At 58.0% G+C, this 21,347-nt stretch carries 21 protein-coding genes and 1 pseudogene; 9 read left to right on the forward strand and 13 right to left on the reverse strand.

Going from position 1 to position 21,347, the window contains the following annotated elements; translation table 11 throughout:
• A partial coding sequence (locus PHV01_RS11345) for a helix-turn-helix domain-containing protein (protein WP_337291295.1) occupies window positions 1-100 on the forward strand: 100 nt, incomplete at its 5' end.
• Window positions 101-435: 335 nt separating this feature from the next.
• The gene (locus tag PHV01_RS11350) at window positions 436-1,308 is read left to right on the forward strand and encodes a hypothetical protein (RefSeq protein WP_337291275.1); all 873 of its coding nucleotides are present in this window, start codon (window positions 436-438) and stop codon (window positions 1,306-1,308) included.
• On the opposite strand, the gene PHV01_RS11355 is transcribed toward PHV01_RS11350, so the two are convergent.
• The 11 genes from PHV01_RS11355 to wrbA form a co-directional block, all read right to left on the reverse strand.
• Entirely contained in the window at window positions 1,305-1,463 is a 159-nt protein-coding gene (locus PHV01_RS11355; protein WP_337291276.1) for a hypothetical protein, read from the reverse strand. The two genes, PHV01_RS11350 and PHV01_RS11355, sit on opposite strands and share 4 nt — an antisense overlap.
• 352 nt (window positions 1,464-1,815) lie before the next feature.
• On the reverse strand, window positions 1,816-3,126 hold the full coding sequence (locus PHV01_RS11360) for a thiolase domain-containing protein (protein ID WP_337291277.1): 1,311 nt from the start codon (window positions 3,124-3,126) through the stop codon (window positions 1,816-1,818).
• 114 nt (window positions 3,127-3,240) lie between these two features.
• A complete protein-coding gene (locus PHV01_RS11365; protein WP_337291278.1) occupies window positions 3,241-3,666 on the reverse strand; it encodes a cobalamin B12-binding domain-containing protein in 426 nt (141 codons plus the stop codon).
• 20 nt (window positions 3,667-3,686) lie between these two features.
• Window positions 3,687-5,381, reverse strand: coding sequence for a methylmalonyl-CoA mutase family protein (locus tag PHV01_RS11370; RefSeq protein WP_337291279.1), 1,695 nt, complete (start codon window positions 5,379-5,381; stop codon window positions 3,687-3,689).
• Window positions 5,382-5,565: 184 nt separating this feature from the next.
• Window positions 5,566-7,539: a (Fe-S)-binding protein gene (locus PHV01_RS11375; protein ID WP_337291280.1), complete on the reverse strand. Its 1,974-nt coding sequence runs from the start codon at window positions 7,537-7,539 to the stop codon at window positions 5,566-5,568.
• Between the two features lie 15 nt (window positions 7,540-7,554).
• Window positions 7,555-8,544, reverse strand: a complete 990-nt coding sequence (locus PHV01_RS11380) for an electron transfer flavoprotein subunit alpha/FixB family protein (protein ID WP_337291281.1) — start codon at window positions 8,542-8,544, stop codon at window positions 7,555-7,557.
• Between the two features lie 13 nt (window positions 8,545-8,557).
• Entirely contained in the window at window positions 8,558-9,358 is an 801-nt protein-coding gene (locus PHV01_RS11385; protein WP_337291282.1) for an electron transfer flavoprotein subunit beta/FixA family protein, read from the reverse strand.
• A 77-nt stretch (window positions 9,359-9,435) separates the two neighbouring features.
• A complete protein-coding gene (locus PHV01_RS11390; protein WP_337291283.1) occupies window positions 9,436-10,575 on the reverse strand; it encodes an acyl-CoA dehydrogenase in 1,140 nt (379 codons plus the stop codon).
• Between the two features lie 541 nt (window positions 10,576-11,116).
• Complete coding sequence (locus PHV01_RS11395) at window positions 11,117-11,335, reverse strand: BrnA antitoxin family protein (RefSeq protein WP_337291284.1); 219 nt, start codon at window positions 11,333-11,335, stop codon at window positions 11,117-11,119.
• The gene (locus PHV01_RS11400; RefSeq protein WP_337291285.1) at window positions 11,332-11,628 is read right to left on the reverse strand and encodes a BrnT family toxin; all 297 of its coding nucleotides are present in this window, start codon (window positions 11,626-11,628) and stop codon (window positions 11,332-11,334) included. The genes PHV01_RS11395 and PHV01_RS11400 overlap by 4 nt, the downstream gene beginning before the upstream one ends.
• Before the next feature lie 164 nt (window positions 11,629-11,792).
• The gene (wrbA, locus tag PHV01_RS11405; protein WP_337291286.1) at window positions 11,793-12,395 is read right to left on the reverse strand and encodes an NAD(P)H:quinone oxidoreductase; all 603 of its coding nucleotides are present in this window, start codon (window positions 12,393-12,395) and stop codon (window positions 11,793-11,795) included.
• Between the two features lie 320 nt (window positions 12,396-12,715).
• Here wrbA and PHV01_RS11410 point away from each other — a divergent pair, with 320 nt between their 5' ends.
• From PHV01_RS11410 to PHV01_RS11440, 7 genes and pseudogenes are all read left to right on the forward strand, one after another.
• Window positions 12,716-13,669, forward strand: a complete 954-nt coding sequence (locus tag PHV01_RS11410) for an ATP-binding cassette domain-containing protein (protein WP_337291287.1) — start codon at window positions 12,716-12,718, stop codon at window positions 13,667-13,669.
• Window positions 13,666-14,433, forward strand: coding sequence for an ABC transporter permease subunit (locus PHV01_RS11415; RefSeq protein WP_337291288.1), 768 nt, complete (start codon window positions 13,666-13,668; stop codon window positions 14,431-14,433). Before PHV01_RS11410 ends, PHV01_RS11415 begins: the two co-directional genes overlap by 4 nt.
• 2 nt (window positions 14,434-14,435) lie before the next feature.
• Window positions 14,436-16,037 carry a Gldg family protein gene (locus tag PHV01_RS11420; protein WP_337291289.1) on the forward strand — a complete coding sequence of 534 codons (1,602 nt, stop codon included), beginning with the start codon at window positions 14,436-14,438 and terminating at the stop codon, window positions 16,035-16,037.
• Window positions 16,034-16,978 (forward strand): DUF4340 domain-containing protein, encoded by a 945-nt coding sequence (locus PHV01_RS11425; protein ID WP_337291290.1) that lies wholly within the window; start codon window positions 16,034-16,036, stop codon window positions 16,976-16,978. Before PHV01_RS11420 ends, PHV01_RS11425 begins: the two co-directional genes overlap by 4 nt.
• A 479-nt stretch (window positions 16,979-17,457) precedes the next feature.
• Window positions 17,458-18,204 (forward strand): annotated as a pseudogene (locus PHV01_RS11430) (ATP-binding protein); the annotation flags it as partial.
• Entirely contained in the window at window positions 18,152-18,625 is a 474-nt protein-coding gene (locus PHV01_RS11435) for a response regulator (RefSeq protein ID WP_337291291.1), read from the forward strand. The pseudogene PHV01_RS11430 and the gene PHV01_RS11435, both read left to right, overlap by 53 nt.
• On the forward strand, window positions 18,606-19,703 hold the full coding sequence (locus PHV01_RS11440) for a response regulator (protein ID WP_337291292.1): 1,098 nt from the start codon (window positions 18,606-18,608) through the stop codon (window positions 19,701-19,703). The genes PHV01_RS11435 and PHV01_RS11440 overlap by 20 nt, the downstream gene beginning before the upstream one ends.
• A 15-nt stretch (window positions 19,704-19,718) precedes the next feature.
• Here PHV01_RS11440 and PHV01_RS11445 read toward each other — a convergent pair whose 3' ends face one another.
• Both PHV01_RS11445 and PHV01_RS11450 read right to left on the reverse strand, forming a co-directional pair.
• Entirely contained in the window at window positions 19,719-20,426 is a 708-nt protein-coding gene (locus PHV01_RS11445; RefSeq protein WP_337291293.1) for a CDP-alcohol phosphatidyltransferase family protein, read from the reverse strand.
• A gap of 120 nt (window positions 20,427-20,546) precedes the next feature.
• The gene (locus PHV01_RS11450) at window positions 20,547-21,131 is read right to left on the reverse strand and encodes a tetratricopeptide repeat protein (RefSeq protein WP_337291294.1); all 585 of its coding nucleotides are present in this window, start codon (window positions 21,129-21,131) and stop codon (window positions 20,547-20,549) included.
• Between the last annotated feature and the right edge of the window lie 216 nt (window positions 21,132-21,347).

Raw genomic sequence — 21,347 nt, forward strand, 5'->3', positions numbered from 1 at the left:
CTCGCAGGCGGCGGTGCAACTCGGCATCTCCCGCAGCACGCTCTACCGGAAGCTGGAGCAGTTCGGGCTGAAACGGCAGACGTTGATTGCCTCGGAGTAGGCCATGTGGTGTGCGACAGGTGTCGTATAATAGGGCGTAGCAGGTCAAAAAAGCTTTATTACTCAGGAGAGGTTGACATGGTAGAATTCTCTGGCTCTGACTTTCAAGGATCTGCGCAAAGCATGCTGGGGGAAGCGCCGTGCGTTGTCGGCAATCCACACAAGGGGTAACTGATCGTCATCGGCTGCGTGATTGTGGGCAGCATCAGGTAACGCGACCTGCACCAGACTGGGCGACCTGTGCAGTTCAATGTTAGTGGATCAATGGAGCTTCATTACCGAAAGAGCGATCACATCTTACCAAGGGGGGGAATCGTGAAAATCTTAGGGATACATATGAGCAAAGCAGGCTGGACCGCACTCGCACTGTTGTTGACGCCGCTGCTTTCACTCTTGATAGGGAATGCGGAGGCACAGACGCGAAGTGAAATGAGCCAACTCAAACACGAATTGCAGGCGTTGCGGGAAGAGGTCGAGACCAAGAACGACATGATCAAACGGATGCAGCAACGTCTGGAGGCACTCGAAACCAAGATGCAGGTAGAAATTCAACGCCCAGTGAAAGAAAAACTGACAGCCATGAAGGAGGAGATGAAGACTGAGTTAGCCGCGAGCGCAGAATCCTCCAAACTATTGGGTGGTCAGGTTTTCTTCAAGGGTGGATATGTCCGCATGAATCAGCCGCGGAGCAACTCCCTCTTGACGGCCCAGGACGACCCCAATGATAGGAACGGTTTTCAGGTAGGAGCCGGGCTGGACCTCCCCTTGATGAAACTCTTCACCAGCACACTTCTAGGAGAGATCTACGTGGAGTATCTTCAGACTCAACACACAACAGGTGATTCCAGCGCTAAGGTTGAAACTCCACCGAACAAGGCCCTCGCGGAGGGGAGAGGACTGGAAAACATTCTGACTGTGGGTATCGCCCCGAAATTCCGATTCGACACCCTGGGCTCCATCCAGCCCTGGCTGGCCCCCTATCGGCCCTGGATCATCCCAGCCGGCCTGACCTTTAACGTGAACACGCCTGTTAACAAGGCCATCACCAACATCAGCATCGGCGGGGTCACCGGCGTAGGGGTTGAGCGTCTCTTCTGGAATAACCGATTAAGTCTCGGCGTCGACTTCCGCTACTACTGGGGTCCTGATATTCCAGACGAAAATCTTAAGCGCTTCACCACCGGTGGTTATGTCGGGATCAACTTCTAACCACTATGAGAAGTTTTCAAGACACAATAGATTCCCACCGGCTTACCGCCCGTGGCGCTGGCGATCAGAACCCCAATTCCAACCTGTTCTTGGAACTCGACGTAACGCTTGATGACCGCCTCGTCACTCCCGACGGTGGCCGAGAAGAATCCCACGGACAAGTCTGCATGCGCCCATTCTAGCAGAGAACTGGCCCGGCTCAGCCAGCCCAGCGTCGACTGAAGAGGCTTTCACCCCCGGGCGTACGCCTGGGGGTGAAAGCCTCGGACGTGATAGAGAGTCTTGCCCGTAACTGTGGATGTAATCGATCTGGTAGGACTGCTTAAGGATGATGGGGGCCATGGCTTTGAGCTGGGCTACGTCCTTAGGGAGCGGACATCGAACAAGATTGTCCCGTCGTCGGTCTCTGGCAACGCGACAGGCTCTTCATTGGGTCGCTTCTGATTCAGTCTCCCACGTTTGGCACTCGCCATCGCTCGCTCTCTCCTGCCGTGCAGCAGCCAGGAATCAGGCTTTCTCCATGATGCTCACGGTGACGTACGTCCCGGTGCCGGCGTGACTATGAATGGCTCCTCGTCTGGCGCCCTTGACCTGCAACTGGTCGTTCCCAAAATGCTTTTTGATGCTGCCCTGCAGTTGCCATAGGGCGAAGACCGCCTGCATCAGGCCGGTGGCCCCCACCGGATGGCCGCAGGCAATCAGACCTCCCGACGGGTTGACGGGAAGCGTCCCGGGTTTCTTGAGCGCAAGGCCGTAGTTGAGGTTAGGGAGAAATGGATTTCCTTCCTCCGCCCATCGGCCACCCTCGCCGTACTTGCAGAGGCCCATATCCTCGTAGGTCTGAATCTCTGAGGAGGTATAGGCGTCGTGCAACTCGATGAAATCCAGTTCCTTGATCGGATTGACGATCCCGGCCATCTCGTAGGCCAGCTTGGAGGCCATCCGGCCCGCCCGGAAGGAGTGGATGCCAGGATACTTGAGACCACGGTAGTCGCTAGCCCGCTCATGCGGGAGCAGCAACACCTGGCGGTGGGGCCGGTCGGCCATCCGCATCGCGTCAGTCCCGCGACCGATGCCGACAATCTTGGCCGGCTTGAGCCGCTTGCCGCTCGCCTTCTCCAGTTTGCTGACCCCCTCCTCGCTGGCCAGAATCGTGGCTGCCGCCCCGTCGGACATGACGCAGATGTCCAGGCGCGTCAGCGGCCAGGCCACCATCGGCGAGCGACGCACATCCTCGATCGTGAGGAGCTTTCGCTTTTGGGCATAGGGGTTGTGAAAGGCATTGTTGTGATTCTTCACGGAGATGTGGGCCATCTGCTCGACGGTCGTGCCGAACTCCTGCATGTGTCGGACCACCATCATCGCGTAGTAGCCGCTGTAGAAACCGCCCACCGGGTAGTCGAAGCTTACGTCGGAGGCCAGGGCGATGAATTCGTTCCCCTTCCAGGTATTCACATGAGACATCGTCTCGAAGCCGTAGGCCACGCACACATCCATGAGGCCCGAGGCCACCGACTTCCAGGCCTCTTGAAAACAAAGGCCACCGGTGGCTCCACCCCCTTCGACCCGGTGACTCGGCTTAGGGCAGAGCCCCAGATAGTCCTGCACCATGATGCCCGACATCAACTGCCGCTGAAAATGGTCGGAGAAGTACGATGCGACCGAGCCATCAACGATCTCAACAAACCGAGGGTGCTCAAGCCCGAGGTCCTTGAGGGCATAGTCGTACGCCTCCTTCACCATCGGTTGGAAGGTGACGTCCGGCCTCGCCTTAGCGAACTTGCTCACCCCTCCCGAAACCATATACACCGGCCGCATCAAGACCCCCTCCTTTTGGTAGCGAGACTCAAATCCAGCCTAATTTCTGCGGCTGGAATTCATCCTTTAAGGCTAAATATATACATAATGTATAATATAGATATTACTTCGTAATTATTCGTTTATTAAGTCTTTATTTTTAATGTTATGCTTCACGAACTCGATCGCTTCGGTCGTGGTCGTACCGGGCGTAAAGATAGTGGCGAGCCCGGCCGCTTTCAGTTTTGGGATGTCGTCAGTAGGGATTGTGCCGCCTCCAAAGACGAGGATGTCATCGACTCCACGCTCCTTGAGCAGCTCCATAACCCGTGGGAACAGGTACATATGAGCCCCGGAAAGACAGGACATGCCGATGGCGTCCACGTCTTCCTGGATGGCGGCGCTCACGATCATCTCCGGCGTCTGCCGGAGCCCGGTGTAAATCACCTCCATCCCGGCGTCGCGGAAGGCCCTGGCGATGACCTTGGCGCCCCGATCGTGTCCGTCAAGGCCCGGTTTGGCGATTAACACACGGATCTTCTTTTCAACCTTCGCTGCCATTATCTGTCCACGCGCGCGCGCTAAATGATTGAGGGCTCCTTGTATTCGCCCCAGACCTCGCGAAAAACATCCATGATTTCGCCCAAGGTCGCGTAGGCTCGAACCGCGTCAAGAATCCTTGGCATCAACAGATCCTTTCCCCACGGGTCGTTCCCGGCTGCCGCCTGGCGAAGCGCCTCGAGCGATCGCATCACCGCATCCTTGTCGCGCAAACGACGAAGCGCTTGCAGGCGTTCAACCTGCCGCTCCTCGGCCTCACGGTCGATGGTGAGGGTTGGGATCGGCTCTTCCTGCTCCTCCGTAAATCGATTCACGCCAACGATGATCTTCTCGCCCCGTTCGATAGCCTGCTGATACGCATAAGCGGCATCGGCGATCTCGCGCTGGGGGAAGCCCTTCTCGATCGCCCGGATCATCCCGCCCAGATCATCGATCCGTCGGAAGTACTCCCAGACCCCCTCCTCCATCTGATTCGTCAACGTCTCGACGTAGTACGAGCCGGCCACCGGATCGACCGTGTTGGTGACGCCGCTCTCATGCGCAATGATCTGCTGCGTCCGCAGCGCGATCGTGGCCGCTTCTTCCGTCGGGAGCGCCAGCGCCTCATCCATAGCGTTGGTGTGCAGCGATTGCGTGCCGCCCAGGACAGCCGCCAGCGCCTGGATCGTAACCCTGATGACATTGTTGCGCGGCTGCTGGGCGGTAAGGGAACACCCTGCTGTCTGGGCGTGCGTCCGCAACAGCCAGGAACGGGGATCTTTCGCCCCGAACCGCTCCCGCATGATCCGAGCCCACAGCCTTCTCGCCGCCCGGAACTTGGCCACCTCCTCAAACAGGTCGTTGTGGCAATCGAAGAAAAAGGAGAGGCGCGGAGCAAACGCGTCGACCTCAAGACCCGCCTTGATGCTCTCCTCCACGTAGACCATTCCGTCAGCCAATGTGAAGGCGAGTTCCTGCAATGCGGTGGCCCCCGCCTCCCGGATATGGTAGCCGCTGATGCTGACGGTGTTCCACCGCGGCAGGTGGCGCGCGCCGAACAAAATGGTGTCGGTCACCAGCCGGACCGAAGGCGTGATCGGATAGATATACTCTTTCTGCGCGATGTACTCCTTCAGGATATCGTTCTGGACCGTGCCGCCAATCTGATGATACGGGACACCCTGCTTCTCGCAGACGGCGATATACATCGCCCACAAGACTGCGGCGGGAGAGCTGATCGTCATGGAGGTCGTGACCTCGCCGAGCGGAATGCCCTCGAACAGCGTCTCCATGTCGGCGAGCGAATCGATGGCGACGCCACACTTACCCACCTCGCCGGCTGAAGAGGGGTGGTCCGAATCGTATCCCATCAAGGTCGGCAGATCGAAGGCGGTGGACAGCCCCATCTGGCCCTGCTCGAGCAGATACTTGAACCGTCGGTTGGTCTCGACGGCGGTACCGTACCCGGCGAACATCCGCATGGTCCAGAGCTTGCCGCGGTACATCGTCGGCTGCACCCCGCGGGTGTAAGGGTATTCGCCGGGAAATCCAAGCTCCTTTGCGTAATCCCACTCGGGCAGATCGGTCGGGGTGTAGAGGCGCTCGACCGGGGTCATGGACACAGTAGTAAAGCGCTCTGCCCGTTCAGGGGTCTGAGCGAGGGCGGGCTTCAGCGTCTCGGTCTCCCACCGCGCCTTCTCTTCCTCGATCCGCTTCAGATCTTTCTGCTCGGACATCCTCGTATCTCGCTACAGATGGGGTGGGCTGGAGCCCACGACGCGTCGTCGATGGCAGGCGAAGCACGGACAGCGAAGCCTGCCGGCGCCGATTCGAGCCGTACAGGGACGTACGGCGAGATTAAGCGGAGTAGGCCACTGCCCGCCCCGTGGACCACATGCGAACTATTCCGCACTTCGCATCTTATTCTACACTTTGCGCCATCAGCTCCGCTACGTCAAGCGGTCTGGTTTGCCCTATCGCATCCTTGACCTTCAGTGCGTCCTCGAACATGATCAGGCAAAAGGGACAGGCGCTCGCCAGGACCTGTGGCTGAAGGGCCAGTGCCTCTTCAGTCCGCTCCCAGCTTACGCGCTTGCCGATCTTCTCCTCAAACCACATCAACCCGCCCCCCGCACCACAGCAGAAGCCGCGTTCCCGGCATCGGTCCATCTCCTTGACCGCGAGCCCCGGGATCGCCCCGAGCAGTTGCCTGGGTGGGTCGTAGACGCCGTTGTGTCGACCCAGATAACAGGGGTCGTGAAACGATGCCACGCCATCGATCCGCTTCTCCGGCCGTAGACGCCCCTCCTTCACCAGATCGGCCAGCAACTGTGTGTGATGGACGACCTCGTAGCTGCCTTCCAGCTTGGGGTATTCGTTCTTAAGCGTATTGAAGCCGTGCGGGCAGGTGGTGACGATCTTCTTGATGCCGTAGCCGTTCAGCGTGGCGATGTTCTCCCTGGCCAAGGTCTGGAAGAGGTACTCATTTCCGATCCGTCGGGCTGGGTCCCCCGTGCATCGCTCCTCTTCCCCCAGGATCGCAAAATCGACACCGGCGCGTTGCAGGAGCTTCGCGAATGCCGCCGCGACCCGCTGGTTCCGCTCGTCAAAGGCCGCGGTACAGCCGACCCAGTATAGTATCTCCGGCGGACCGTCCGCGGCAACAGTCTTTACGCCAAGCCCCTTCGCCCAGTCGGTCCTGGAGGCTGTAGCCCCACGGAACGGATGGCCCCGCTCTTCCAGACTCCGCAAGGCCTGCTGCATCGTCTCGGGAAATTCGGCCTCTTCCATCACCAGGTGGCGGCGCATCTCGACGATCTTTGGGATCGGCTCGATAAAGATCGGACATTCCTGATGGCATGCCCCGCAGGTCGTGCACGCCCACAGGACGTCGTGCGAGATCACCTCGCCGACCATCTTTTTAGAGTCCTCTCCTTCGGCAACCAGGCGCATATGATCTCGCAAGTCGATGATGACGCCTTTAGGCGTCAGCGGCTTACCCGTGATCCAAGCCGGACAGGCAGCCTGGCAGCGGCCACACTCGGTACACGCCTCGAGATCGAGATGATCTTTCCAGGTCAACTGGTTGATCGCTCCGGCGCCAAACCGTTCCGCTCGGTCCAGGTCGATCGGTCGCAGCACCCCGGAGCCTTCCCGACTCTTCAGCAAGATATTGGCGGCAGCAGACGTGACGTGCATGCCCACCCCGTAGGGCAGATAGGCGATAAAGGTGAAGGCCATGGTGGCATGGAACCACCAGAGGACCTGATGGAGGAGAACCTGCCGGGCCGGCTCAATCCCGCGAAACAGGGCGGATGCCAGCCGACCGCCGGGCGACCAGTGCCCCCATGGATCGGCCGTAGCCGCGATCCGAAGTCCCTCAATCAGAAACCCGGTCACTAGAATGATGAGGAGCAGGGTCAGCAGGACATCGTAACTCTTGGCCTTACGAGGCAGCAGGAGCCGATCGGGCCGTAGGCCATAGCGCCGGACGAGCGCAATCAGCACGCCGGTAATGGCCGTCAGACCGAACAGATCGACGGTCAACGACATGAAGTAGAGGTAAAACGTTCCACGCAGGGTCGGTATGCCAAGATAGTCCTGGAGGGCAACGAGGCAGGTGGCGATAAAGAGGACGACAAACCCCCAGGAGATCGAACGGTGCAGCAGCCCCGAGAGGGGATCCTTGGCAATACGCCGCTGCCACATGGCATACGTGACAACGCCTTTGAACCGGTCCCACAGGCTGCCCAAGACGGCAGCCGGCGCCCCCCTGAGTATCATGCGGGTATGCCGGTAGATGCCATAGAGCCAGACGACAAGGAAGGGAAAGAACAGCAGGTACAGGAACAGGTGCCCCGGGATGTTCCAGTAGATCTCGCGCATGGGGGTCATGGCAGCACTACTGTTTTAGCTTTTCGTTAATTCCTTGCACTGCTGGATCATCGCGGTCGCCACGGCTTTCCAATCTTCGACAATGCCGAGCTGAGCCACCTTAAAGATCGGCGCCGCAGGATCAGTATTCACCGCCACGATATGCTTCGAGCCAGAAATTCCTGCGACATGTTGGGTTGCACCGGAGATCCCGAAGGCAAGGTAGAGATCAGGACTGACGTTCCTGCCGGTCTGGCCGATTTGCCAGGAGGGCGGGACCCATCCGGCGTCGGTCGCAGCCCGCGAGGCGCCAACCGCGCCCTTCAGGACCTGCGCCAACTCCTCAAGAAGCTTGAACCCTTCCGGTCCGTGTACCCCACGGCCACCGCTCACCACGATCTTGGCATCCTCCAGCTTGACACCGGTCGTCTCCTCCTGGACTCTCTCGATGAGGCGGGTTGTCAGTTGCGAGGCTTCCAGCACGACATCAACCCGTATCTCCTCACCCGTCCGGCCTTCCTCCTGTGCGGCCGGCTCCAGCGTCCGAAGCTTGGCCGTTGCCACGACCCGGTTCATGTAAGGCTGCACAACCGCCATCGCCTTCCCCCCGTAGGTCTGACGCGCAAACCGCAGCCGGCCGGATGCCTGGTCCAGGTCAAAGTCGATGAACTCCGTCATAAAAGCGACCTGGAGCCGATAGGCCAGGCGCGGGCCCAGCTCGCGCCCCATCACATCGCCGGGCAGCAGCACCACGGTCGGCTGAGCGCGCTCGCAGATCTGATGCAGGGCGAGCGTATACGCATCACCTTGATACCCTTCCAGTAAGGGATGCTCGGCGCGATAGACCTGTTCGGCGCCATGCGCGAACAGCAATGGAACATATGCACCGACGTCTGTTCCCAAGAGGGCTGCCACCACCGGCCCGGCCAGCTTCTCTTCCAGCCTTTTCGCGCCTGCTAACAGCTCAAGCGTATCTCGCGTGAGCCTGCCGTCTTTCGTCGTAGCCAATACCAATGTGCCGGGCATCCATCCCCTCTCATCAAATGAGCTTGAGTTCGCGCAATCTCACCGCCAGGTTCGCAGCCTTTTCCTCCGGTGTATTCCCTTCGATCATCTCACACTTGGACTCCTTGACCGGGATATAGACATCGGTAACTGCGGCCCTGGCTGCACCGGGACCGATTCTCTCCGGGTCAAGCCCGAGATCCGCCGCCTTCCAGGCGGGGATGATCTTCTTGGCGGCGGTCATAATATCCCGAAGTTTCGCGTAGCGGGCGGTGTTCGTCTCGTCAGAGCTGATGGCGGCAAGGAACGGGGTCTTGGCTTCGATCAGCTCGTATCCATCCTCCACGACTCGACGGACGACAACTTGTCCATCCCTCACCTCGATTCGGGTCACATAGCCGACGTACCCGATTCCGAGTTCCTCGGCCAGAAAGGCCGGGACAGCACGATCGGCCCAGTCCCCCGACTCGCAGCCGGTCAGGATCAGGTCACATGTCCCGGCTTTCCAGATCGTCTTCGCCAGCGCATAAGCAATCCCTCGCTGATCAGAGCCCGCAAGAAGGGGGTCATTGACCAGGATCGCCTCGTCGGCGCCCATCGACAGCGCGCTTCTCAGCGCGGTCGTCGTGGTTGCGCCGCCGACGCTGATGGCCGTCACCTTGGCGCCCTGCTTCTCCTTGAGCTGGATGGCCACCTCGAGGGCATTGGCATCGTACGGGCTGATGACCAGCGGGTTGTTTCCTGGGACCTGCCGCTTGGTTCGGGAGTCGATCGCGAATTGGCTCATCGGCGTCTCGGGATCGATAATCTGCTTGATACACACAACGATGTTCATGTGTTTGGGTTCACCGTTCAAAGTTCAAGGTTCAAGGTTGCGAGTTCCGCATATGGCGCTGAAAACCTGGAACTCCTTCAGTTCAGTAACTGATTCGCGATTACCAGACGTTGAATCTCGGACGTCCCCTCGTAGATCTCGGTGATGCGGGCGTCACGAAACAGCCGCTGAGCCGGGAAATCGTACAGATACCCGTAGCCGCCGTGAATTTGCAGCGCCTTGGTGGCGGCCCAACTGGCGGTCTCCGAGGCGAACAGCTTGGCCATCGCCGATTCCTTGGTATACCGAAGACCCTTGTCCTTTAGCCAGGCCACCCGATACGTGAGCAGCCGCGCCGCCTCGATCTGCACCGCCATATCAGCGATCATCCATTGTATCGCCTGAAACGATGCAATCGGCTTATCGAAGGCGACCCGCTCCTTGGCGTACCTGAGCGAGATGTCCAGCGCAGCCTGGGCGATCCCCACCGCCTGCGCCGCAATGCCGATTCGGCCGGCATCCAGAGTGACCATGGCAATTTTGAACCCTTGCCCCACCTCCCCCAGCAGGTTGTCTGCAGGCACTCGACAGTTGTCGAAGACCACCTGACAGCAACTGGTGCCCTTAAGCCCTAATTTTTTCTCTACCTTCGTGATGGTGAAGCCCGGCGTGCCCTTCTCCACCAGGAAGGCACAGACCCCTTTGGCCCGAAGGGAGCGATCGACCGTGGCAAATACCAGCGCCAGATCAGCCTCCAAGGCATTTGTAATAAAGTTCTTTGTCCCGTTCAGCACAAACCCGTCACCGTCTCTCGTGGCAAGAGTTTGCTGAGCTGACGCATCCGATCCGGCGCCCGGCTCGCTCAGCGCAAAGCAACCGAGCAGCTTGCCGCCGGCGAGCGGCGTGAGGTACCGCTGCCTTTGAGCCTCTGTCCCGAACTTATACAGGGCATCGGCAACCAGCGAGTTGTTGACCGACATAATAACGCTGGTCGAGGCGCAGGCCCGAGCGATCTCCTCCATACCGATAGCGTAGCACACATTGTCCGCCCCGGCGCCGCCGTATTCCGTGGGGATCGCCACGCCCATCAGCCCGAGTTCCCCCATCTTCCTGATCGTCTCCAGCGGGAAGACCCCTCCCTCATCCACCTGCTTAGCTAGTGGCGCCACCTCTCTGGACGCGAAGTCGCGAACCATTTTCCGGAACAGGTGTTGCTCCTCAGTCAACTCGAACTTCATACCTTTTCTCCGCACACTCCTTCCAGTCAGGACTTACCCTACCCCGAGAGGCTCGGGCGGTTCAACATGATGGTCGCGAGGCTGTCCTCCATCCACAGAAGCCGCCCAACTATTGAGTAGACTGATCAGCCTATCTTCATTAAATATTTGTGTAGTCAGGGCGGATTCTATTGTGTTGTTCAGTAGTTAGCAAGCAATATCTTGCCGCTGAGATGGGGCCAACGCTGGTTGTGCTCACAACCTCATGCTCCAGAAGCTCCGGGAGGGTCCCCTGGAAACAGGGCAGCCCTTTGGGGCTCACCGTCCCCCAAAGGGCTGTGACAGATTCCTCGCGGTGACGCCCTTTCGGCAGGCTCAGGGCAGGCTTTTGCTCCGCTCCTCGCCTCCTGCCTGCTGGTAGGCGGATTGGCCCGGCGATCACTTGGCGCGAGGACTCTTGCCTCGCTCGCTCTGCGTCATGCCTGACACACTCGTATGCCTCGCTGGTCGTTGGCAGCCGGAGGCTGACGGCCATCCGTGTGTAGGCAATGGTTGGCCGATGTTATGCTGCAGGTATCCACTTCATTGCTAATCGACGCCGTGACGCCGCACAATCGCGAAGATACATATTGATTAGCGTTTGATACGGGACGCTTACCTCTTCAGCGAGTTTTCTAAAATATTCGATGGTTGCATCGTCTACCCGGATGGTGAGCTGTCTCTTTACGCGCTTGGCGTAAGGATTCCTTGTTGCCTTTGAAAAGTCATATCCCTTTCTCATATTCTCCTCCGTCGCATATATTGTGATGTCTCTGATTTGGTGGCCTTCCAGACAGAGATTATGCGGACTGTATCCGATTCTTCTCGATAACAGTGGCATACCACAAGCAGTCGGGCAATCGCGCTGAGGCCCAAAAGAAGAAATCGGTCTTCATCTTCCGAGTGGTCGGGATCATGCATGAACAAGGCATTATCATCGGCGAATACTGTCTGGCCTTCTTCGAATGAGACGCCATGCTTTTTCTTGTTGATGGCGTTTTTTCGTTCGTCCCAGACAAAGCAAATTGCACCCATATTTACAACATACCGACAATGTCACTACACGTCAAGGCTTTGTTGCCTGCTTCAGAAGCTCCGGGAGGGTCCCCTGGAAACAGGGCAGCCCTTTGGGGCTCCCACTGTACCCCCTTTGGCAGCCAATCTCGGTCGCCGTGAGGTTAAGCGCTTCCAGAGGCTCTTCAGGCCGACAGCTTTTTAGCAATTTTTGCAACATGCTCGCCTTGAAATCTGGCGATGGTCAATTCATTTTGCGACGGCTGGCGACGGCCATCTCCACCGGCAAGCGTACTCGCGCCGTAAGGCGTGCCGCCCGTAATTTCATTCATATTGAGTAAGGCTTGGCATGAGTACGGCACACCGACGATCACCATCCCCTGATGCAACAGTGTGCTGTGAAATGACGTAATGGTGGTCTCCTGTCCACCGTGCTGAGTCGCGGTGGAGGTAAAGACGCTGCCCACCTTGCCGATGAGCGCACCGCTCACCCAATGTTTCCCCGTTTGATCTAGGAAATTGCGCATCTGTGAGCACATGTTCCCGAACCGGGTCGGGGTACCAAAGACAATTGCGTCGTAATTGGGCAACTCATCAACCGTCGCAATGGGAGCTTCTTGATCCAGCTTTGCGCCGGCTTTTCGAGCCACCCCTTCAGGCATCAGCTCCGGCACACGTTTGATGGTGACCTCAACGCTCTCCACGGAACGAGCGCCCTCGGCTACCGCCTTCGCCAATGTCTCAACATGTCCATACATGCTGTAATACAGGACTAAGATCCTCGTCATAGACCGCCTCCTTGGGATACCGCCTCACGACGTTGCGGGTCAGCGGCAGGCGGACGCGCGAGCGTTGCGAGCGTCGGACTCCAACCGGTTGGTTATGCGCTCTGCCGTGGCTGATGTCTCTGGGTGAGGCCCACTAGAGCCCGGAGCGCTTCATTCGTCTTCTCAACAACGAATTTATTCGCAATATCCCACACTTACCCTAACCGGTCAAGACGACGTATCGCACCGTTGCAGGCAGCAAGTGCGTCGTGTACAATGTTTGATGGTCTTTCGGGATTCAGGCTGCCAACCGACGGCAGGGAAGCGAGGGGAGAGATGGAATGATCGAAGCGGACAAGCTGACGAAATATTACGATAAGTTTACAGCAATTCGGGATGTCTCCTTCAAGGTTGAGAAGGGGGAGATCGTGGGGTTTCTCGGGCCGAACGGCGCCGGCAAGACCACCACGATGCGGATCCTCACCGGTTTTCTGCCGCCCAGCAGCGGGACGGCCCGTGTCGCCGGCTTTGACGTCCTGACCGAGTCCCTCCAGATGCGGCGACGCATCGGCTACCTGCCGGAGAACGTGCCGCTCTACACCGATATGAAGGTGGCCGATTACCTGGAGTTCGTGGCCGAGGTCAAAGGCCTGGAACGGGGGAAGAGGCGACAGAGGATCGGCGAGATCATGGAAAAATGCGGGGTTGCCAAGGTACGGCGGACGCTGATCGGGGCACTCTCGCGCGGCTATCGGCAGCGGGTCGGGATCGCTCAGGCGCTGCTCAACGATCCCGAGGTGCTGATCCTGGACGAGCCGACCATCGGACTCGACCCGAAGCAGATCATCGAGATCAGACAGCTCATCAAAGAGTTGGCCGGCCAAAGCACGGTCATCCTGTCGACTCACATCCTGCCGGAGGTCAGCATGATCTGCCATCGGGTCATCATCATCAACAATGGACAGATCGTGGCGGTTGACACCCCGGAGAACCTCACGGCCGGGCTTCAGAGCTCCACCAAGCTGCGTATCAGGGTCGATGGGCCGGTGGACCAGGTCGGCGTAGCCCTGACACAGCTTCCGGGCGTGCTGCGGGTCGTCGCGGAGGATGAGGCGCACGAGACTCCCAAGAACTTCGTCGTGGAGTCGGAGCGGAATTGTGATCTGCGCCGCGAGGTCTCACGTCTGATCGTTGAGCGCGGATGGGGGCTGCTGGAGCTCCGTCCCGCCGACATGAGCTTGGAGGAGATCTTCGTGCGCCTGGTGACTAAGGAAGCACATGAGGTGCAGGCATGAACATCCTGGCGATCTTCAAGAGGGAGTTGCGCGCCTACTTCGCGTCGCCTATCGCCTACGTCGTCCTGACCATCTTCGCGCTGATTTCGGGCTATTTTTTCTATAGCCTCTTCGCCTTTTTTTCGCTCAACAGCCTGCAGGCCACGATGAACCCAATGTTCGGTCGAGGCCTGAACGCCTCTGAGTGGATCGTTCGTCCACTCTTTCGCGATATCGCGATTACGATGCTGCTCCTGATGCCCGCGGCCACCATGCGCCTGTTTTCAGAAGAAAAGAAGACGGGGACCATCGAGTTGCTCTTCTCGTATCCGATCAGAGACTGGGAACTCCTGTTGGGGAAGTTTCTGGCGGCGCTCGCGCTCTACTCGGCGATGCTCGGGGTCAGTCTGCTGGACATCGCGATGCTGGGGTCCTTCGCGACGCTGGAATGGGGACTCATCCTGAGCGGCTACCTCGGTCTCCTGCTTCTCGGTATGGCCTTCCTGGGACTCGGGATTCTAGCCTCCTCACTTACCGAAAACCAGGTCGTCGCGGCCGTCGGCGCCTTTGGTATCCTCCTGTTGCTGTGGGTCATCGGCTGGTCCACCGAGGCGGCCGGCCCAACGCTGGGCCCTATTCTCTCGCACCTCTCGATCATCAACCATTACGACAGCTTCGCCAAGGGAACCATTGAAAGCAGGGACGTGATCTTTTACCTCAACTTCACGCTCCTCTGCCTCTTCCTGACACTCCGTTCCCTGGAATCGAAACGGTGGAGGGGCTAACCATGGAAAAGTTCGCTCGCTTCGCTGTACCGGCCGGTCTCACCCTCCTTGTCGCCGGCGGGATTGCCTATAACATCCGTCCGGACCTGAAGACGTGGATGGGGAGCGTCCTCCTGCTCGGGGCGATCCTCATCCTTGTCAGCGTCTATCGTTCCTTTGGCGGGATCATGGCCTGGTTAAATCGACGCTCCACGATCACCGGACTGAACGTCGTCGTGATGACGATGCTGGTGCTGGGGATCATCGGTCTGGTGGAGGTCATCTCGGCCAAGCACAACACGCGGTTCGACCTGACCCAAGGGAAGCGGTACAGCCTTGCCGATCAGACCAAGAAGGTGATTAGGGGACTCGCCACGGACGTTCAAGTCACGGCCTTCTTCCGAGCCGACCAGGCGGAGCGCCAACCCGCCGAAGACCTTCTGCGCCAGTACGCCGACCTCTCGCAGCGGTTTCGCTTCGAGGTGGTCGATCCTGACAGGAATCCCGGCAGGGCCAAGCGGTACGGCATTGCCACGTACGGTACGACGGTCTTAGAGACCAAGGATAAGGAAGAGAAGATCAGTGAGGTGGATGAGGAGCACCTGACGAACGGGCTGGTCAAGTTGCTCCGCGAAGGGAAACGAACGATCTATTTTCTGAAGGGGCATGGGGAAAACGAGCTGGAGGACGGGTCGCGGAACGGCTACCGGCAAGCCAAAGAGGCCATCGAGAAGGCCAACTATCAGGTCAAGGAGCTGTTGCTGCTCCGTGAACGAGAGGTTCCGCAAGATGCCTCGATGCTGGTCATCAGCGGACCGAAGCGTGATCTGGCTGAATCGGAGCTGCAGGCCCTGCAGGCGTTTATCGAGCGAGGCGGAAAACTGCTTATCCAGCTCGATCCGTTTGCGGCCTCGAGCCTCAAGGTATTCGTCAGTCGATACGGCATCACGATCGGCGACGATGTGATTGTGGATCAGAACGCTCGCGTCATGGGCGGCGATTACCTTATGCCCGTGGTCTCGACCTACTACCCGCACGCGATCACCCAGAATTTCACCCTCGCCTCCCTCTTTCCCTTCGCGCGCTCCGTAGACGTCGCGAAGCCATCACCGCAGGGTGTCACCGTCCAGAAGCTCGGGGAGACGGGGCCGGGGAGCTGGGCGGAGACCGACAAAGGCGAACTGAATCGCGGCCAGCTCGGCTTTGAGAAAGGGCAGGATCGAGAGGGACCGGTCCCGGTGGGAGCCATCGCCACGGTGCAGGTGAAACCGGCAACAGCGCAAAAATCAGAGGCGGAGAAGGCAGCTACAGCGCAGAGGACCAACGAAGAGCAGACGGACAAGCAACCGGAAATGGCTAGGCTGGTGGTGTACGGCAACTCCGCCTTTGCCAGCAACAACTTCCTGAACTTCTCGGGGAACCGGGATCTCTTCCTGAACAGCATCAGTTGGCTGGCCGAAGAGGAGGGGATGATCTCCATCCGACCAAGGGAGGCGAAGAACACCCCCATCATCTTAAGCGCGGCGCAAGGGCGGATGGCCTTCTGGTTCCTGGTTGTCGTAGTGCCAGGTCTGTTCCTGGTCTCCGGAACATCCGTGGTCCTCGGACGGAGGCGGTCGCGGTGAGGTGGCGATCACTCGGCCTTCTCATGTTGGTTCTGGCGGCTCTGGGTGCGGGCTATTACACCATGGAGACTAGGACGCTATCCGGGTCGGATGCCAACAAATTATTTCAAGCCGAGGAAAAGGACGTCGAAAAGATCTCCATCACACGAGGCGAAGAGCTGATCGTGCTGAAGCGTGAAGGCGATGGGTGGCGGCTGATCGAACCTGTGCGGGCCACGGCCGACAGCTCAGAGGTCGCCTCGCTGCTGCATACGCTCCTGGAAGCCAGGGAAGAACGACGCATCGAGGAGGCGCCAACCCGCCTCGCTGACTACGGGCTTGAGCGTCCTTCGCTCACTCTTCGCGTGACGCTCAAGGGTGGGCACACGTTACCAGCTCTCCTGCTGGGCGATGTAAACCCAAACGGTCGCTCTATCTATGCCAAACGGCCCGATCAGCCCGCGGTCTTGTTGGCGACCGTCATCGTGCGCGTCCGCGCGGACCGGAAGCCGGATGATTTTCGTAACAAGACCCTGCTGGCGCTGGAGCCGAACCAGGTCACTCAGGTCGAACTGGCCGGCAAGGGACAACCGATCAGCCTTAGCCAGACTGAAGGAAAGGGGTGGGAGATGAGTAAGCCGATCAAGGCCAGGGCTGACGCAGCCGTGATCGGACGGTTGTTGTGGAAGATCAAGGACGCCCGCGTGACTGCATTTGTTGACTCCGGTCCGGACGCTAAGCGCAAGTACGGCCTGGAGCGCCCCGATCTGATCGTAGAGTTGAAGGATGCGAGCAGCGTGAAGCGGCTTCTACTCAAGAAGGCCGCCGACCCACAAGTCGGACTGTACGCCATGGCTGAGCCTGGAGTCGGTGTAGTCACCATCGATTCGGCCTTTCTGGACAGCTTGCCGAACGGACCGGACGCCTTCAAGCAGACGACCCCGCCCGCAACGACTCGATGAGAACCGCTAAACTCCATTCTGACATTGCAGGGGCTCAGAGCGAAGCGAAGGAGATGAAGCAACCTCTTCAGGAGATTACGAGGCGAAAGCATAGCAACGTCCTTATCGCGTGTATCCTGTTATCCCTCGGCATCTTTATATTTGATCTTCTTACGCCTCTTGGTGTGGCCGCTGCTGTCCCGTATATCACCGTCATATTGCTGTCCCTGTGGTTGCCGAAGCGGAAGCATACCGTCATCGCCGGGGTTGGGGTCTCGATATTAACTGTACTCGATCCTGTACTGACATTCTATGCCGTACAACCATTTTGGATCGTGCTCACCAATCGCTCCCTCTCCCTTCTCGGGATATGGTCGGCCGTCGTCTTTGTCTCGCTGTACAAGAGTTCTCTCGAGGTCATCAAGGCGCAACAGGCGATCTTGAAGCAGGAGGAAGAGGCCCTGAGACAGGCCAACAGGGATCTGGAGACGTACACCAAGGAACTGAAGCGTTCCAATGCGGAACTGGAACAGTTTGCGTACGTAGCCTCTCATGATCTTCAGGAGCCGTTGCGGATGGTGGCCAGTTTCACACAACTCCTACAACGACGCTATAAAGACAAACTCGATGCCGACGCGAATGAATTTATCGCATTTGCTGTGGAAGGCGCCAATCGGATGCAAAGACTGATCAATGACCTGTTAAGCTATTCCAGGATCCATACTCGGGGCAAGCCGTTCGAAGAGGTTGACTGCGAGAAGATCCTGGGTGAGGCGCGCGCCAATCTTCAACTCGCCATCGGGAACAGCGGCGCCCTGGTCATGAACGATCCCCTTCCTGCCGTCATAGGGGATGCGTCACAACTGATGCGGCTATTTCAGAACCTGATTGACAATGCCATCAAGTTTGCCGGAGAAGAGCCCCCCCGGGTTCATATCGTCGCGAAAAAAAATGGTGCGGAATGGCTCTTCTCGGTGCGGGACAACGGGATCGGCGTTGACCCGCAATACAACGAGCGGATCTTTGTTATCTTTCAACGACTGCACAGCAGGGAGGAATATCCCGGTACCGGGATCGGCCTAGCCATCTGCAGAAGGATTGTGGAACGTCATGGCGGCCGGATCTGGGTGGAGTCAGAACCCGGAAAGGGCTCGACTTTCTATTTTACCATCCCACGCACAGGAGGCCATGAGCGTGAACAAGAAACACAATGGAAGACAGATCGAGATTCTGCTGGTGGAAGATAATCCGGCCGATGTTCGCCTGACACAGGAGGCGCTCAAGGACGGAAAACTTCTCAATAGTCTGAGCATTGTCGGGGATGGGGTTGAGGCAATCGCCTTTCTGCGGCGTCAGGGCAAGTACGCAGACGCCCCGCGTCCGGACCTGATCCTCCTCGACTTGAATCTCCCCAAAAAAGATGGTCGGGAGGTGCTTGCGGAGATCAAAACCGATGAGACGTTAAAGAGCATCCCCGTCGTCGTCTTGACCGTCTCTAAGGCCGAGGAGGATATCCTGAAGACCTATAAGTTGCACGCCAATTGTTACATTACCAAGCCGGTTGACCTCGATCAGTTCATCTCTGTAACACAATCGATCGAAGATTTCTGGTTCAGCATCGTGAAATTGCCGCCAAAGGGAGAAATCGATGAACGGCACATCCATTAGGATCCTCATGATCGAGGACGACCCGCTCTGTGTCCGGTTCATAAAGGAAATCCTGAAGGAATCCAGCCGGACTCGATTTGAGCTGCTCCATGTGGGCAGACTCAACGCGGCTATGGAGTTGCTAAAAGAAAAGGTCTGTGACGCAGTGCTGCTGGACCTCAATCTGCCGGATAGTTCTGGGTTCGACACCTTCGAGCGAGTCCGTTCGCAACTCCCTTCGGTTCCTGTTGTGGTCATGACCGGCCTGGAAGATGAAGAGCTGGGCATAAGGGCCGCGCAGAAGGGGGGCTACTATCTGAGTAAAGGGGATGTAACGGGGCATCTCCTTATCAGTACGATCCAGCATGCTATCGAGCATATGCGTCTCTTGAGCGGTTTGGAAAAATCTTGTCAGCAGTTTTATCACCTCTCAGCATACCTGCAGCATATGCGGGAGGAAGAAAAGAAACGGATCGCCGAAGAGCTTCGCGATGAACTCGGGGGGCTCTTGACGACGATGAAAATGGAATTATCGACTGCATTGCACGACCTCGATAAACGCCAAGCTGCCCTTTCTGGGATGAAAGATTCACTGACAAAACTCATCGACAGGGGGATTGACACCGTCCAGCGGATCTCCTCCGATCTGAGACCACACATATTGGACCACCTTGGCCTCATACCTGCCATCGAGTGGCATATACAGGAATTCCAAAAAAGAACCAGGATTCAGTGCAAGTGGGTATTATGTGAGGGGGAGTTCCCCCTGGATAAAGAGCGTGCTACTGCAGTCTTTCGCATCGTACAAGAAGCGCTGACCAACGTGGCCCGCCATGCGAAGGCATCTCGGGTTACCGTGGAAGTGTTGAGGAATGAGGACTCTCTACAGTTGAAGATTGAAGACAATGGAGTGGGATTCGATGAAGAGAGGCTGAACGATCCTCATTCCTTTGGCCTGATAGGAATACAGGAGCGTGCCCTCTATTTGAAGGGTCAGGTGACGATAAAAGGCGTCCCTCAGAAAGGGACAACAATAGCCCTCACTATCCCCTTATTAGAAATGAGAAAAGGGCACAATGATCAAGGTGATTATCGCTGATGATCACCCGACTTCTCACCGGAAGCGCCAATGCATCGCAAACGAGAGGACCGTATAGTAGGTCGGATACAACAGAGACCAGGCGATCAACGAGGGCGAGGGATCGGGAAGCTGCCAGAGAATGATCAGGAGCGCCGCGGCCCACAGGACGCCTAGACCGATGGTGAGAGGACGGAGGATTCGAGTCCGGCCAGGATAGATATACCTGATCGGTACCAGCACCATCACTGCTGCAAAAAGGGTAAAAATCACGTTAAACCAGAGGGGACTCCTTCCGACATAATAGTAGAAAGCCAGAATGTTCCAGTATGAAGGAAACCCGGTGAAAAAATGATCCGGCGTCTTGGCTGCGATATGGCAGAAACGGTAGGCGCTGGTGAGCAGCGGGAAGGGTAAAATCCAGATCGAGACCGACGCCGGCAACAAGTTGGCCTCATGGATCAGCACGATGGGAACAATCACAAAATTCAGATAATCAACGATATCGTCAAGCTTCGTTCCATCGAATTGGGGCAGGACCTCCTTCACCCGAGCTAGTCGCGCCAGCGGCCCATCCACAGCATCGACCACTCCGGCTGCCAGCAGCATCCCGAAGAACGCCCCTCGATAATCGCCTCGGTGTATGGCGACGAGGCACCAGACCCCGATGACCGCCCCCGAGGCAGTGAGTAGATGCACCGCCCACGCCATCACCCGCTGTCGTACGCCCTCTCCCCGCTTCACACCGACCTTCCCATCCCTCCCCTACCACTCCACAATTGCAGGTCAGTTGCCGCTGGTCGCTTCACTTCCTCAAACCCGGCATGAACACAGCACTCTGTTCCTCGATGTGCGGAGGTTGGGTTAGCGATCTTCTCGCTTGCTTGTCCTGGCTTTTTCCTTCTGGTAGTTATCGGAGCGGGCCAACTCTGCCATCCATCCCTTGACTCGCTTGGCATCGTCTGAGTCCGGCGGTACCAGGGTGAGGAACCGCCGAAACGCCTCAGTGGCCCCCTTCGCATCCCCCTTCTCTTTCAAGGCCTGCCCCTTATCGAATAGGGCATGGGCATACCGGGGATCCAGGCTCAGCGCCCGGTCATACAGTCTTATGGCTTCATCCGGCCGGTTGCTCTGCATCAGAATTAATCCGAGGTGCGTCAGTGCCTCGACATGGCTCCGATCGGTAAGCAGGATCTGGTGGTATTTTTCCCAGGCCGCCTGGAGATCACCGGCGTCGAGTGCGGCATGGGCCGCTTTTAAGGCCGAATCAATCTCGGAGGGCGAGAGACGGGGGACAGGCGCCGTCGATGCCGAAGGGACAGATGGTTGTGTCCGCGGGACGAGCGGAACGAAGGCTGAAGACAGGTAGCCAAGAAGAAATCCTACAGCCAACGTGCTGCCCAGCATTATGGTAAGACGTATCTTGCCGGATGATCGCTGCTCTTCCATGATCTTCTCCGAGTTCACCCTATTTGGCATAGTTCGACCAGTTGCTACCGCATGTTGACTCAGGTGCTTACCGGCTCAAGAGGCTCATGGGGATCTTCCCCCGAAAAAGTGGACACGACTTCACGTCACCAATCCCTCATACTCTTCCGGCGTGTGGTAGTCAATGCCAGAGTGCAGGCGGTGGTGGTTGTAGAAGCGGATGTAGAGCTTGAGCGC

Origin of the sequence: Candidatus Methylomirabilis sp., from assembly GCF_028716865.1 — a bacterium.
Classification (GTDB): Bacteria; Methylomirabilota; Methylomirabilia; order Methylomirabilales; family Methylomirabilaceae; genus Methylomirabilis.

Coding starts and splice junctions, on each gene's coding strand:
- PHV01_RS11350 (WP_337291275.1), top strand. CDS start 436: ATGAGCAAAGCAGGCTGGACCGCACTCGCACTGTTGTTGACGCCGCTG.
- PHV01_RS11360 (WP_337291277.1), bottom strand. CDS start 3,126: ATGCGGCCGGTGTATATGGTTTCGGGAGGGGTGAGCAAGTTCGCTAAG.
- PHV01_RS11365 (WP_337291278.1), bottom strand. CDS start 3,666: ATGGCAGCGAAGGTTGAAAAGAAGATCCGTGTGTTAATCGCCAAACCG.
- PHV01_RS11370 (WP_337291279.1), bottom strand. CDS start 5,381: ATGTCCGAGCAGAAAGATCTGAAGCGGATCGAGGAAGAGAAGGCGCGG.
- PHV01_RS11375 (WP_337291280.1), bottom strand. CDS start 7,539: ATGACCCCCATGCGCGAGATCTACTGGAACATCCCGGGGCACCTGTTC.
- PHV01_RS11380 (WP_337291281.1), bottom strand. CDS start 8,544: ATGCCCGGCACATTGGTATTGGCTACGACGAAAGACGGCAGGCTCACG.
- PHV01_RS11385 (WP_337291282.1), bottom strand. CDS start 9,358: ATGAACATCGTTGTGTGTATCAAGCAGATTATCGATCCCGAGACGCCG.
- PHV01_RS11390 (WP_337291283.1), bottom strand. CDS start 10,575: ATGAAGTTCGAGTTGACTGAGGAGCAACACCTGTTCCGGAAAATGGTT.
- PHV01_RS11395 (WP_337291284.1), bottom strand. CDS start 11,335: ATGAGAAAGGGATATGACTTTTCAAAGGCAACAAGGAATCCTTACGCC.
- PHV01_RS11400 (WP_337291285.1), bottom strand. CDS start 11,628: ATGGGTGCAATTTGCTTTGTCTGGGACGAACGAAAAAACGCCATCAAC.
- wrbA (WP_337291286.1), bottom strand. CDS start 12,395: ATGACGAGGATCTTAGTCCTGTATTACAGCATGTATGGACATGTTGAG.
- PHV01_RS11410 (WP_337291287.1), top strand. CDS start 12,716: ATGATCGAAGCGGACAAGCTGACGAAATATTACGATAAGTTTACAGCA.
- PHV01_RS11415 (WP_337291288.1), top strand. CDS start 13,666: ATGAACATCCTGGCGATCTTCAAGAGGGAGTTGCGCGCCTACTTCGCG.
- PHV01_RS11420 (WP_337291289.1), top strand. CDS start 14,436: ATGGAAAAGTTCGCTCGCTTCGCTGTACCGGCCGGTCTCACCCTCCTT.
- PHV01_RS11440 (WP_337291292.1), top strand. CDS start 18,606: ATGAACGGCACATCCATTAGGATCCTCATGATCGAGGACGACCCGCTC.
- PHV01_RS11450 (WP_337291294.1), bottom strand. CDS start 21,131: ATGGAAGAGCAGCGATCATCCGGCAAGATACGTCTTACCATAATGCTG.